The organism is Halostagnicola alkaliphila (assembly GCF_055379965.1).
Genome location: NZ_AP043826.1, coordinates 3,247,916 through 3,260,132, shown reverse-complemented (window position 1 = coordinate 3,260,132; position 12,217 = coordinate 3,247,916). Strand labels below are relative to the sequence as shown.

Annotated in this window: 13 protein-coding genes; 5 read left to right on the top strand and 8 right to left on the bottom strand. The window is 62.5% G+C overall.

What is annotated here, in order from left to right; all coding sequences use genetic code 11:
- Nucleotides 1-8: 8 nt before the first annotated feature.
- Both ACZ5C7_RS21715 and ACZ5C7_RS21710 read right to left on the bottom strand, forming a co-directional pair.
- Nucleotides 9-1,247, bottom strand: a complete 1,239-nt coding sequence (locus ACZ5C7_RS21715; protein ID WP_464378491.1) for an MFS transporter — start codon at nucleotides 1,245-1,247, stop codon at nucleotides 9-11.
- 156 nt (nucleotides 1,248-1,403) lie between these two features.
- Nucleotides 1,404-1,844 carry a universal stress protein gene (locus ACZ5C7_RS21710; protein ID WP_464378339.1) on the bottom strand — a complete coding sequence of 147 codons (441 nt, stop codon included), beginning with the start codon at nucleotides 1,842-1,844 and terminating at the stop codon, nucleotides 1,404-1,406.
- A 127-nt stretch (nucleotides 1,845-1,971) separates the two neighbouring features.
- Here ACZ5C7_RS21710 and ACZ5C7_RS21705 point away from each other — a divergent pair, with 127 nt between their 5' ends.
- From ACZ5C7_RS21705 to ACZ5C7_RS21690, 4 genes are all read left to right on the top strand, one after another.
- The gene (locus tag ACZ5C7_RS21705; protein ID WP_464378338.1) at nucleotides 1,972-2,436 is read left to right on the top strand and encodes a copper resistance protein CopD; all 465 of its coding nucleotides are present in this window, start codon (nucleotides 1,972-1,974) and stop codon (nucleotides 2,434-2,436) included.
- Nucleotides 2,437-2,556: 120 nt separating this feature from the next.
- Entirely contained in the window at nucleotides 2,557-2,988 is a 432-nt protein-coding gene (locus ACZ5C7_RS21700) for a hypothetical protein (protein WP_464378337.1), read from the top strand.
- A gap of 123 nt (nucleotides 2,989-3,111) precedes the next feature.
- Nucleotides 3,112-4,011, top strand: coding sequence for a phosphogluconate dehydrogenase (NAD(+)-dependent, decarboxylating) (gene gnd, locus ACZ5C7_RS21695; protein WP_464378336.1), 900 nt, complete (start codon nucleotides 3,112-3,114; stop codon nucleotides 4,009-4,011).
- Nucleotides 4,012-4,381: 370 nt separating this feature from the next.
- Nucleotides 4,382-5,893: an MATE family efflux transporter gene (locus ACZ5C7_RS21690; RefSeq protein WP_464378490.1), complete on the top strand. Its 1,512-nt coding sequence runs from the start codon at nucleotides 4,382-4,384 to the stop codon at nucleotides 5,891-5,893.
- A gap of 91 nt (nucleotides 5,894-5,984) precedes the next feature.
- Here the strand turns inward: ACZ5C7_RS21690 and ACZ5C7_RS21685 are convergent, their stop codons facing one another.
- Nucleotides 5,985-6,149, bottom strand: a complete 165-nt coding sequence (locus tag ACZ5C7_RS21685; protein WP_464378335.1) for a hypothetical protein — start codon at nucleotides 6,147-6,149, stop codon at nucleotides 5,985-5,987.
- Between the two features lie 138 nt (nucleotides 6,150-6,287).
- On the opposite strand from ACZ5C7_RS21685, the gene ACZ5C7_RS21680 reads away from it, so the two are divergent.
- Nucleotides 6,288-6,710, top strand: a complete 423-nt coding sequence (locus tag ACZ5C7_RS21680) for a hypothetical protein (RefSeq protein WP_464378334.1) — start codon at nucleotides 6,288-6,290, stop codon at nucleotides 6,708-6,710.
- Between the two features lie 49 nt (nucleotides 6,711-6,759).
- On the opposite strand, the gene ACZ5C7_RS21675 is transcribed toward ACZ5C7_RS21680, so the two are convergent.
- The 5 genes from ACZ5C7_RS21675 to ACZ5C7_RS21655 all read right to left on the bottom strand — a co-directional run bounded on the left by ACZ5C7_RS21675 (nucleotide 6,760) and on the right by ACZ5C7_RS21655 (nucleotide 12,208).
- Entirely contained in the window at nucleotides 6,760-7,467 is a 708-nt protein-coding gene (locus tag ACZ5C7_RS21675) for an ABC transporter ATP-binding protein (RefSeq protein WP_464378333.1), read from the bottom strand.
- A gap of 32 nt (nucleotides 7,468-7,499) precedes the next feature.
- Nucleotides 7,500-8,564: an ABC transporter permease gene (locus ACZ5C7_RS21670; RefSeq protein WP_464378332.1), complete on the bottom strand. Its 1,065-nt coding sequence runs from the start codon at nucleotides 8,562-8,564 to the stop codon at nucleotides 7,500-7,502.
- A 1-nt stretch (nucleotide 8,565) separates the two neighbouring features.
- Complete coding sequence (locus tag ACZ5C7_RS21665; RefSeq protein WP_464378331.1) at nucleotides 8,566-9,603, bottom strand: hypothetical protein; 1,038 nt, start codon at nucleotides 9,601-9,603, stop codon at nucleotides 8,566-8,568.
- Between the two features lie 122 nt (nucleotides 9,604-9,725).
- A complete protein-coding gene (locus tag ACZ5C7_RS21660; RefSeq protein ID WP_464378330.1) occupies nucleotides 9,726-10,499 on the bottom strand; it encodes an enoyl-CoA hydratase/isomerase family protein in 774 nt (257 codons plus the stop codon).
- 119 nt (nucleotides 10,500-10,618) lie between these two features.
- Complete coding sequence (locus tag ACZ5C7_RS21655; protein ID WP_464378329.1) at nucleotides 10,619-12,208, bottom strand: sulfatase; 1,590 nt, start codon at nucleotides 12,206-12,208, stop codon at nucleotides 10,619-10,621.
- Nucleotides 12,209-12,217 lie beyond the last annotated feature (9 nt).

Here is a 12,217-nt window from a genome sequence, read left to right as displayed (position 1 = left end):
CGTTCCGTTCACGGGCTCCGTTTCAACAGGAGTAACAGTAACACCAGTGCGACGAACGCACTGCCAGCCAGCATCGTCCACGCGATGTCGTATCCGACGCTGTCGACGAGAAAGCCGAACGCGGGCGGGGCGATCAATGCGCCGGAGTTGAGCGCGAGTTGTCCGCCCGCCGTCGCGCTCGCGATCTCGTCGGCCGGCACGATCGAGCCGATACAGGAGTAGTAGACGCCCGTAAACCCGAGGATGAAAAGCCCGAGCAGTGAGAAGAGTACGATCGAGACGAGCGGCGTTTCGACGACCGTCACCGCCACGAAAAGCATGACGGAGGCCCCGGCCTGGACGGCGAGGATCCCCAGCGTCGATCTGGTGAGCGGTCCCGAGAGCCGATCGGCGATCCAGCCGAACGCGATTCGTCCGACACTCCCGGTCACCTGTGCCATCGCGAGCGTAACCCCGGCGAAGACGACGCCGGCGCCGACGACCTCGTCGACGTAGAGGATCGTGTATCCCGTCGTCGTGAACAGCCCGGCACCCAGGAAAAAGCCAGCGAGCGTGAGCAGGGTGAACTCGAGCGATCGAAAGTGTGCCCAGATCCCGGCTCCGTCGTCATCGGTGCCAGCGCGACCGGCATCGTAGACGACCCAGAAGGTGACGGCGACGACCAGCGCGATTGCGCCGGCCAGCAAAAATCCGACTTCCCAGCCGTACCGCGTCGCGCCGAACCACGGGATGAGAAGCGAGCTAATGCCGCTCCCGGCGGTGACGCCGACCTGTTTGATCCCCATCGAAAAATTGAGTCGATCGGCGGGAATCGCGTTGAACACGGCCTTGTTCGTCCCGGGGATCGCCGTCGCGTAGAACGCACCCAGAACGAACACTGTGAGGAGAACGAGCGAATACGACGGAGCCAGCGTAACGAGTGAAACGGTCGTCCCGAGACCAACGAGCCCGCCCAGCAGGATGCGGTTTTCGCCGTAGCTATCGATAAGCGAACCGACCGGGAACAGACAGATCGTATAGCCCAACATCAGCGCCGTCAGCATGAACCCGATGTGGGTCGCCGAAACGTCGAACGTCTCTCGGACGAACGGCGTCACGGCGTAGATCGCGTAGAAGCAGATGCTCGCCGCGACTTGCCAACCTAGGATGAGCCCGGTGTACGTTTTCCAGCCGCGGGGACTCGAGTCACCTCGAGAGTCAGGAGGAGATTCGGTGTCAGGGTCGTGATTTTCGCCCGAACCCGGCACGGAGTTAGGATCGGAGGGAGAGTCAGGGCGGTCGTTCACGCTAATCCAACGACTTGGCGGAGTACACCGACGCCCGTATATGCTTTGAATCCGGAAAACCGGAGGACTGCGTTGGGGTGACTTGTCCGTTCCGTACGGTCTTTCGGCCGGTCGTACCTATCCCGAGGCGATGGTGATCGGGCGCTCGCTCTCGAGGATGACCGCCTGTGCGACGCTTCCGAAGAGGACTTTGCCGATGGGTGATCGCTGGCGGGCCCCGAGTACGAGTGCGTCCACGTCGAACTCCTCGGCGATCTCGAGGATCGCCGAAGCCGGTTCGCCGGTCACGGAGTGGACGGACGTATCGATGTCGGACTCCTCGAGTTCCTCGGCGACCATCTCGACCGTCTGGGGAACTTTTCGGAGTGTCTCGAGGTTCCTGTTGAGTTCGTCGATGTACGCCGGTCCGGCACCGTCGACGGGCATGTCAACCTCTTCAAAGACGTAGAGGACATCCACTTTGACGTCTTCGCGTGCGTTCGGCAGGTCGCGGATCGCTTCGATCTGTGCAGTCGCTCGAGGCTTGTCGATATCGACCGGAACGAGTACGTGATACATACCGCTTCCTCCGGTACCGACGCCTATCAAATCCACACATCGATCGCGTCCGCGAGGGCGGTGAGCCAATCACGATGGCCGGACGTGAGTCGGAACGCTGATAGGGTCGCTGTCTAACCGTTTTCGTATGGTCGATCATCTCGTCGCGACGACGGCCCATCTCATCTTCGCCGCCCTCTGGGCCGGAAGCGTCTTCTTCGTCGCGTTCGTCGTCGTTCCGCTGGCTCGAGATGGCGCGTTCAACACGACAGCGCCGCTTGAAACGATCTCCGCCAAACTGACGACTGTTTCGCGGTTCAGTTCGCTCGTCCTCTTGCTCTCGGGTGGCCACCTCGCCGGAACCTCCTACACTTCCGAGAGCCTCTTTTCGACCTTCAACGGCCAGTTGGTTCTGCTGATGGTCGCGCTTTGGCTCGTACTGACCGCGCTCGTCGAAGTCGCTACCAAGCGATTCGAAGCGGGACTCAACGGCAAAAAGCTACGCGAACCCGCTCGAGACGCGCTCCCGCTGTTCCGCGCGGCGGCGGTCGTCGCCGTCGGACTTCTCGTCGTTGCCGGCGCGCTATCGGGCGGTCTCGTCGGTCTCGTCTAACGACGAAATCAGTCGGAGGACTAACTATTGTCTGACGCATGTCTGCTTTCCGGACCGAAGACGTATCAAACGGAGATATTTGGACGAAAGATACTTATTCGATTGCTATAACGTAGGTTCATGATGATCAGGGGGAAAGACGTGGCACTGTCCGCACTCGTCGTCGGCTCAGCTGCGGTCGCAGGCTACGTATTTCGGTCGGGTCGATCGAGAAATACCAGCGCGCGCTCGAAGGCCGACCTCGGTGCCCGCGTCGTCGAGGATGTCCCCGCCGATGCGACCGTTATCGACGCCTCGAGTCGACCGCTCCACGAAATTCCGGGCGCGAGAAAAGCGATCCGTCGGGCGATTCGAAACGACGCTCGCGAGGAGTGGGAACACGTCACCTTAGAACGCGACGGCGCCTGGTCGATCGTCGACGCGATTCGCGGCTCGCTACCCTACCACGAGGGACGACGCGGCGGCTATAACGGCGTCTACGTCTGCTACAAGGGCCACGTCGTCGTCCTCGATGCGATCGGCTGGGCCCGCCTCGAGGACCCGATCCAGTAACGCCTCCCTCTTTTCCTGGTGAAAACGAGTGTAAACATCACGTTTCGCCAACGGTGACGAGTTTTGAGCGACCGCCGTCGACGAATCACAACCACTACCTCACCCGCCCACTCAGCCACGAGTATGCAACTGGGCGTAATCGGACTCGGACGGATGGGACAGATCGTCGTCGATCGCGTACTCGAGGCCGGCCACGAGGTCGTCGCCTTCGACCTCGACGAGGAAGCGGTCGCGGCGGCCGCCGAGGCGGGTGCCGACCCCGCCGAATCGATCGCGAACTTTCTCGAGCAACTCGGAGAGACGAAACGAATCTGGTTGATGGTCCCCGCCGGCGCGGCTGTCGACGCGACCCTCGAGGAGCTCGAACCGCACCTTGACGACGACGATATCATCGTCGACGGCGGCAACTCGAAGTTCCAGGACTCGGTTCGGCGCGCCGAATCCTGTCCCGCCGCGTACCTCGACTGTGGGACCTCCGGCGGACCCGCAGGTGCGGAACTCGGCTTTTCGCTGATGATCGGCGGTCCAGCCGAGGCCTACGCGGAACTCGAGCCGATCTTCGACGCGGTCGCAACCGGTCCCGAGGGCCACGGTCACATGGGACCCGCCGGGTCGGGCCACTACGTGAAGATGGTCCACAACGGCGTCGAGTACGCGCTGATGCAAGCCTACGGCGAAGGGTTCGAACTCCTCCACGAGGGCCGGTACGACCTCGACCTTGAGGAGGTCTCTCGGGTCTGGAACAACGGTGCGGTGATCCGCTCGTGGCTCCTCGAACTCTGCGAGGAAGCCTTCCGCGAGGAGGGAACGGAGCTGGGCGACGTCGCGGATCGAATCGAGGGCGGCTCGACGGGAACGTGGACGGTACAGGAGGGGCTCGAGCAGGAAGTGCCCGTCCCGTTGATCTATACGGCGCTCTCCGAACGGTTCGGGTCGCGGGCCGACGACGGCCGATTCTCGCGACGGCTCGCGAGCCGACTTCGGTACGGCTTCGGTCGCCACGAGGTCCCGCGACGCGAGTAACTGCGATCTTTTTCTGCTCGTCGAGGACGCTTCAACAAATTGATCACCTCGCCACTCCTTTGTCGGGACAGTGTCCGAGGATCCCCGTGAGCCAGACGATAGTCCGTCTCGGCGAGACGACGGCTCATCTCCGCCCGACGAACCTTCCGACGGTGATTCCGCGCCGTCGAACGATCCCCCGTCGGACTCGACAGACGATTCTCTCGATGACTCGAACGGCGGTCTCGACTCGAACGCGGAGGCGAACGACGGGGACTCGAATCCGGATGGGGACGGAGCGGACTCGAACGCAGACGCGAACGATGCGGACTCGAATCCGGATGGGGACGAAGCGGACTCGAGAGCGGAATCGGAAGATGACGACTCGAGCGTGTCGTTCAGCCCGTCCAGTTCGATCACGGAGGGGTCGCTCATCGGGCCGTTGTTTCACCTGGCCTGGCCGATCGTCGTCATCCAGCTGTTGCAGGTCACCTACAACGTTGTCGATACGCTCTATCTGGGTCGACTCTCCGCGGAAGCGGTCGGGGCTATCAGCCTCGCGTTCCCGCTGATCTTCCTCCTGATCGCGGTCGCCGGCGGATTCACGACCGCGGGGGCGATTCTCGTCGCCCAGTACATCGGCGCGAAAGGCGACCGGTCGGCGGGGCTGGTCGCGGGCCAGACGGTTTCGTTCGTCGCGATCCTCTCGGTTGCAATCGGGATCGCCGGCTACTTCTACACGCGACCGGCACTCGAAATACTGCCGAGCGACCCCGACACCGCGGCCTCGGTCGTCCCGCTCGCGGCGGACTACATGGAGATCATCTTCCTCGGCATGCCGCTGATGTTCGGCTTTTTCGTCTTCTCGGCGCTTATGCGAGGCTACGGGGACACGCGGACGCCGATGCTCGTAATGGTTATCTCGGTTATCGTCAACGTCGTCCTCGACCCGCTGTTCATCTTCGGGTTCGATGACAACCCGCTGACTGGCTGGCTCGAGGCCACGCCCGTCATCGGCGCGCTCGATTTTGCCGGGACCGAGGCCTCCTTCTACGCAATGACAGGCTTCAGTGGATGGGGGATCGAAGGTGCCGCGTTGGCGACCATCGGCGCTCGCGGGGCGGCGACCGTCGTTGGGCTCTGGATACTGTTCGCGACGACGCGTGGCCCCGCCGTCTCGCTCGAGCACCTTCGACCCGACTTCGAGTTCATCGAGGATATCGTTCGCCTCGGCGTTCCGAGCATGGTCGAGCAGTCGACAAGCGCGCTGGCGATGATCTCTCTGACGGCGATGGTCGTCACGTTTTCGCCGCCGGTCGTCGCCGCCTACGGACTCGGAAATAGGCTCATTTCGTTGGTCTTCCTCCCGGCGATGGGACTCGGTCGAGCCATCGACACCGTGGTCGGCCAGAACCTTGGTGCCGACAGGGCCGACCGCGCCGCACGTGCGGTTCGACTCGCCGCCACGACCGGTGCGGGGGTGATGATCCTCGTCGCCGTGATCGCGGTGTCGTTTACCGAACCGATCGTTAGCGCCTTCCTCGGAGACGTCGAAGACGCGCCCGAAACCATCGCACTCGGCGTCGAGTACGTGCAGATACGTTCGGTCGAATTCGCCTTCATCGGCGTTTCACAGGTCGTTCTGGGTGCGTTCCGGGGTGCCGGAAATACGAAGACCGCGATGGTCATCTCCATTCTGACCCTCTGGGTGGGCCGCGTCTCGAGCGTCTTCGTTCTGGTCTTCGTACTTGACATGGGTGCGACCGGAATCTGGATCGGGATGGCCGTCGGGAACGTCCTCGGCGCAATCGTCGGCGCCGGCTGGTTCGCTCGCGGCACCTGGCGAAACCGCTACATCGACGATCCGGATCCGGCAACCGGGGCCGAGTCCGCAGAAGACTGATACGGATTACTGTAACGATTTACCGGCACAACCGCAGGACTGGACGCGGTTGCGCCGGAAATGACTTACAGTAAACCGTATGAGACCTCTCTCAAGACGGGTGTTGGTGACTGAGTTTTTCGCCGATCATCCCCGGCACGGGCGTCGCACAGTCCTTGCATCTCCACGTCCGACTCGTCGTGGCGCGGTCCGATTCGATATCCTGTTTGTACTCGAGAAGCGCACCGCAGGGACATCGATACGTTGCGCGGGACATCGGCGCGTCCTACGTCCTTCGATCGCATAAACGCTTAGCCAGCGCTCGACGCCCGTTCTCCGCCCACCTCGCGTTGACTCCACTGGCGCTCGAGTACCGGTCCGACCATTTATATACCAAACCGCGGCCAACGAGCCCATGGCAGAACGACCGACCGTCGACCGCCGAACCGTCCTGCAAACCGTCGGCTCGAGCACCATCGCCGGTGCCGTACTCGCCTCGAGCGCCGGTGCAACCAACGACGCTTCATCGGATTCTGACGCTTCGGAGTCACGGACAACCGAAGCCGATTGCGACGACATTCCCTCCGTGACCGAGGAGGCGGCGAACCCGCCCGAATCGTACGTTTCCACCGTCGACCGCGTCGTCGACGGCGAACACGTCGTCATCTTGCTCGAGGACGGCACTCAAACCGTCGGCCAGATCGTCGTTCCCTCCTCGGAGTACCCGTGTCTCGAGGAACGCGACAGGATCGTCGCAACCGTCGAGGACGACGATCTCACGTGTTATCGATGGCTCGAGGAGCAACCTTCGGACCGTCTATCCGACCTACTCGACTAACGGGTTACTCGACTCAGTAGAGTAAGCTGGCTCACTCTACTGACCCGACTCACTCGAGTGCGTCTCGATACTGCTCGAGGACGTCGGCTTCGGGCTCGCCGTCGGCGCGCAGTGTTCCGTCGACGAGAACGGTCACGCGATTCAGCGCCGATTCGAACGCGTCGACGTTGTGCGTGGAGATGACGACCGTTCGATCGTACGACGCCTCGTCGCCACTGTCCTCGTTGCCCTCGGCTCCGGACTGATAGGACTCGAGAAACGCCCTGATACGCCGTCTCGAGTAGTCGTCGACGTCGGCTAGGGGCTCGTCGAGCAGGAGGAACTGCGGGCGTTTGACCAGCGCCAGCGAGAGGTCGAGCTTCTTCCGGAAACCGCCGGAGAGTTCGTCGGCCCGGCGGTGAGCGGCTGGCTCGAGTCGAAGCTCCTCGAGGAGCGTTTCGATCCACGAATCCGGCGGCGGATCGTCGACGAATCCATGAAACACCTCGAGGTTCTCTCGAGCGGTCAGGGAGGGGTAGAATCGGGGCTCCTGAAAGCTGTAGCCGACCGTGGCGTCGCCTCGCTCGATATACCCGCTCGTCGGCCGTGCAAGTCCGGTGAGCAACCGAAACAGCGTCGTCTTGCCGGAGCCGTTCGGACCGACCAGACCGTGGAACTCGCCGGGACGGAACGCGAGCGTGGCTCCCTCGAGATCGAGTGCGGTGGTTTCGCCGTAGCGTTTCGTCACGTCGGTGAGCTCGAGGGGTGTCGGTGGCATGGATTGCTGGCTTGAATCGGGTTCCGCCATCGTTATCGCCTCCGTCGATACAGCGCGATCGTTAGCAGGAGTACGAGCAACGAGACGCCCGCACTGCCCGCAAGCCACAACAGGTAGTCCACGTACAGCGAGGGCGGTGTATCACGCAACAGTGCGCTTCGCAACGTGATCGCCGAGTAGTGCGTCGGGAGCGCTCGCGAGATGGTCGTCTGCGTCGAGGAAAAGAATCCGACGGGATAGACCAGACTCGAAAGCGCGAAAACCCCGAGCGTCAGTCCGAGGTTGACGAACAGCGCTGTCTTCCGGAGCTTCAGCAAGAAGAGGACGGCGAGCCCGGTCGACGCCAGCAGAACGAACGTGAGCGCGACGACGCCGAGCGCCATCGGCGAAAACGCCGCGATGGAGTAGCCGAGCCACGACGTTACCGCGGTGATAACCCCGACCGGAACGACCAGCAACAAGCCGTAGAACAGCAGTTTACTAGCGACTACGGTCTCGAGTCGTGATTCGGTCTGCAACCGATCGAGAACCAGCCGTTCCGAGTGAAGCTGATAGGGGAGATAGACCAGTCCGTAGAGCGCGACGAACGCGAAGAGGCCGGTCGGGACGAGAAACTCCGAGAGGCTTCGTTCCTCGCCGATTCCGTCGTTTTCGACGGCTACGTCCGCCGGGAGCGAGCTGTCGAACTCGGATTCGATAACGCCGGCGCTCTCGTTGACCGGTTCTTCGAACGGCACGAATGCGCGGTCGGAGGAGATGGTATAGTTCGCCTCCGCACCCGGTTCCATGAGATCACCGGGGACATGGACCACGATGTAAACCTCCTCCCGCTGGAGCGCTTCGGTCGCCTCCTCGGAACTGTCGTAGGTCTCGGGGGTCGAAAACGCGGTGATGCCGGCTCGAGTAATATCTACGTCGTCGCTCGTGGCCCCTTCCTCCCCGACGAGGCCGACCGGCACGTCTTGTGGAATCGTCTGTTCGAAGACGACCGTGCCACCGGCGAGTGCTCCCGGGAGCAGGACTAGCAACACGACGACGAGACCGAGGTTTCGTCGAACCGCGATCGATTCCTTGTACAAGAGGGCCAGCAGGTCCACGCTACACCTCTTCGATCAGGTCGATGACGGCGTCTTCGTCGCCCTCGTACCGTATCCTGACGACAGTCTCTGCTCGGTCGAGGTCGACCTCCTCGAGCGCGTCGCCAAGCTCATCATCGCTGGTCGATCGGAGGGCCGCGATGGCGCCCCTGAGGACCTCCTCGAGCTCCTCGGCGTCGCTTTCGGAATCGGTGTAGAGGCCGGCCTCGAGACGCATGCCACCGTCGACGACGTTGTACGCCCTGCTGACGACGGCGACTTCTTCGAGGATGTCGAAGCTGACTGGGATCGGAATGTCGAACGTATCCAGTTCGCCGGGATCGAGTGTCCCGTCCGCTCGCGTCACCACCGTAAACTGGGCGTCCTGTTCGTCGTGGGCCTCGAGAAGACGTCCCGAGACTGGATCGGCATCACCGTACCGAACCTCGAGGGAGTCGCGAACATCGGCTTCGTTGCCGAGGGCGAACTGGCCCTCGCCGGCGACGCCGAAGGCAAGGATTTCCGCAGACTCCGATCCGTCGACCGGTTCGTACAGGTTCCCATCGAAGTCGGTTGCCTCGTACTCGGCGTCCTGTCGGGTTTCGATGGTGTCGATTACACCGTCGGTGTTCCAGTCTCCTTCCAACAACACGGTGGCTGACGTGGATCCGGCGGGCGACGGGTCGTTTTCGGATTCATCGTCGGATTCGTCGCCGAATAGCACGACCCTATCGGCTTCCCGCGGGTTGATACCCGCCTCCGCTTCGAGTCCCGCCAGCGTTCCGCCGACGTCGATCGTTCCGGATTCGATCTCGTCGAGTTCCTCGAGCAATCGGTCGTGTTCGTCCGCTTCGAGCGCGCTCACGTCGAGTTCGGCGAGCAGTTCTCCCTCCGACGGGACGATCCTCTCGAGGGGTACCGATTCGGTATCCTCGCCTCCATCGCCGAAGATGTCGTCGGTGCACCCTGCAGTTCCGACGGCGACGGCGACGCTCCCGACCAGTAGCTGTCGCCTCGAGAGGGATCGCCTGAAAGGGCTCGACGGGGACCGTTCGATCATGTTGGTTCATCTCACTGATGAGATCTCTTAACTATGGTGGGTGTTTCACCAACCGACCGGTTACGATCCATCGGATCGCCCATCGTCACAGAACGCCGATCTGCAGCCGTTCACTTTCGAAATTACTGTCCTTGAAACTCCGGATCCCGGTCTTCCGTAAAGGCCGCGACGCCTTCCATCATGTCCTGGGTGTGGAACATCCGTTCCTGTTCGCGCGCCTCGAGTTCGAGCTGTTCCTCGAGGGTGTTCGCGTTCGATCGAAGGAGGAGCCGTCGAAGCGAGGAGTGGACGCGGGTCGGCCCGTTCGCGAGCTCTGTGGCGCGTTCACGGACTCGGCCGTCGATTTCGTCGTCGTCGACGACCGCAGTCAGGAGCCCCGTGTCGTCGGCTTCGGAGGCAGAAAGGATGTCCCCGCTCATCAGCAACTCCGCCGCGGTACGAACGCCGACCAGTCGCGGGAGGATAAACGTCGCACCCGTGTCCGCGGTGAGTCCGATGCTCGAGAACGAAAAGCCGATCCTGGCGGATTCGGCGGCGTAGACGAAATCACAGGCCGTCGCGAGCGAGGCCCCAGCGCCGATTGCCGGCCCGTCGACTTTTGCGATAACCGGTTTCGAACAGGTCAAAATTTCCTGGACCGCGGCGTGGAAGCCGCGGTCGATGGATTCTGCGGTCGGTGTGGAGCCGACCGTACTGAGGTCCGCACCTGCACAGAAGGCCTCACCCTCCCCGGTCAGAACGAGACAGCGAACGTCGTCGTTCGCGTCGAGTTCCCGGAACGCCGCGGCGAGTTCCTCGGTGTCCGACTCGCTCACCGCGTTTTTCCGGTCCGGATTCGAGATCACGACGGTCGCGTACGGTTCGTCCTCGGCGATCTCTGTTCGAATGGTTGTCATAGTACACAGTCACTCTCGATAATCCTATAAAACCCCGCGAACGGCTTTCAATCGGCGTGCAGTTTCTCTGGGACTCGGCTGGATCGGCGTGGTTTGTGGCCTCGCGTGGCTCGGCCGACTCAGAGGTAGCCCAGGTCGGCCAATCGCTCTTTGGTCCCGGCACGCATCGAAACGCTCTCGCCAGCCGTCTCGGATCCGATCGAATCGATGTCCCCCAACTGGTCGTCGAGACGGCGGCGCAACTCCTCGAGTCGGTCGCGTCGCCACGGTTCGCGTCGACGGCTTTTGGATGGGGTTTGGTCGCGTTGTTGGCGTTCGCCTTGCCGTCGACTCCCTTCGGTGCTCTCTGCGCCCCATTCCTCGAGCAGATTCCGCTGTTCGTGCGGATCCATCTCGAGGTCGTGGAATCGCTCGAACCCGTCGTCGCCGCGGACGTACTTCGCGTCTTGGGTCCGTATCGTTTGTAGCCGCCGGTCGAACGCGCGGACACGATCCGGAACGTCGCCGAACCGCGCTTCCAGCCGGGCGATCGAGGGCTGTGGCGCGACGTATTCTGCGAAAACGCTATCCCGTGGTTCGGTTGCCGAGGCCGGATGCATCGACTGTCCCCGGCTTTGCTCGCGGAACGCTCGGTCCTCGATACTCGTCGCCTCGAGCAGGGTTTCGGGGAGATCGAGCAACTGGACGAGATCGCGACGCGTCCCGCCGCCGGTAAACTCGCCGCCGTGGACGACCAGCGGGACGTGAAGTACGGTGTCGTAGAGGTTGTACTGATGGCCGAAAAAGTCGTGCTCGCCGACGTGTTCGCCGTGATCTCCGCAGACGACTAGGAGCGTGTCCTCCCACTCACCCGTCCGCTCGAGCGCACGGCGCAGTCGCGCGATCTGTTCGTCGACGTAGGCGAGCTCGGCCCGATACAGGCCGCGAAGCATGGCGAACTCCTGATCGTCGATCCCGTAGTCGCCGCAGTCGTAGGCTCGAGGGTCCTGTCGAATCGCCGCCGCTTGCTCGTAACTCGCGCCCTCGGGAAGGTGCTTTTCGGCGAGTTCCTTCGGCGGATCGTACTCGACGTGGGGCTCGATGTAGTTACAGAACAGAAAGAACGGCCGGTCGTCCGTTCGTCCCTCGAGCCAGTTCTCGACCCACGACGTGGTTCGGTCGGCCCCGTCGTCTCCGGCCGGTTGAATCAGCTCGCTGTAGAGGATGTTCGTGGCGTTGACCAGCGGATTGCCGTTGAAGAGATTGTCTCGAGTCGCGTCGAGTTTCTCCCGAAGATCCTCACCGCGAACGACCGCTCCCATGTCGTCGTCGGATTGGATGTACTGCCAGCCGCGTCGCAGAGTTTCGAATCCGCGGTCGAAGCCGAACTCCTCGGTGATCCAGGTGTTGTTCGAGACGCCGACGGTCTCGTAGCCGGCGTCGGAAAACGCCTCGGGAAGAGTTCGCAGCGATTCGTTCAAAAACGGGTGATTTCCGTGCGTTCCATGCTCAGACGGGTAGGTTCCGGTAAATATCGAGGCGTGAGAGGGGAGCGTCCACGGAGCGGTCGCGAACGCGTTTTCGAACGCGGATCCCTCCGTCGCGAGCTTCGAAAGGGCTGGCATCGTTCGATCGCTTACGCTCGTCGCTCGAGCGGTATCGAGAACGACAAAGACGACGTTTCGCGAACGTTCATGTGGCTCCGAATCACTGTCAACTGGTGACTCCATTGTATGCTC

Excerpts from the sequence above, each read along its gene's own strand:
- ACZ5C7_RS21710 (WP_464378339.1), bottom strand. The coding sequence starts at position 1,844 with ATGTATCACGTACTCGTTCCGGTCGATATCGACAAGCCTCGAGCGACT.
- ACZ5C7_RS21705 (WP_464378338.1), top strand. The coding sequence starts at position 1,972 with ATGGTCGATCATCTCGTCGCGACGACGGCCCATCTCATCTTCGCCGCC.
- ACZ5C7_RS21660 (WP_464378330.1), bottom strand. The coding sequence starts at position 10,499 with ATGACAACCATTCGAACAGAGATCGCCGAGGACGAACCGTACGCGACC.
- gnd (WP_464378336.1), top strand. The coding sequence starts at position 3,112 with ATGCAACTGGGCGTAATCGGACTCGGACGGATGGGACAGATCGTCGTC.
- ACZ5C7_RS21655 (WP_464378329.1), bottom strand. The coding sequence starts at position 12,208 with ATGGAGTCACCAGTTGACAGTGATTCGGAGCCACATGAACGTTCGCGA.
- ACZ5C7_RS21685 (WP_464378335.1), bottom strand. The coding sequence starts at position 6,149 with ATGTCCCGCGCAACGTATCGATGTCCCTGCGGTGCGCTTCTCGAGTAC.
- ACZ5C7_RS21700 (WP_464378337.1), top strand. The coding sequence starts at position 2,557 with ATGATGATCAGGGGGAAAGACGTGGCACTGTCCGCACTCGTCGTCGGC.
- ACZ5C7_RS21680 (WP_464378334.1), top strand. The coding sequence starts at position 6,288 with ATGGCAGAACGACCGACCGTCGACCGCCGAACCGTCCTGCAAACCGTC.
- ACZ5C7_RS21675 (WP_464378333.1), bottom strand. The coding sequence starts at position 7,467 with ATGCCACCGACACCCCTCGAGCTCACCGACGTGACGAAACGCTACGGC.
- ACZ5C7_RS21665 (WP_464378331.1), bottom strand. The coding sequence starts at position 9,603 with ATGATCGAACGGTCCCCGTCGAGCCCTTTCAGGCGATCCCTCTCGAGG.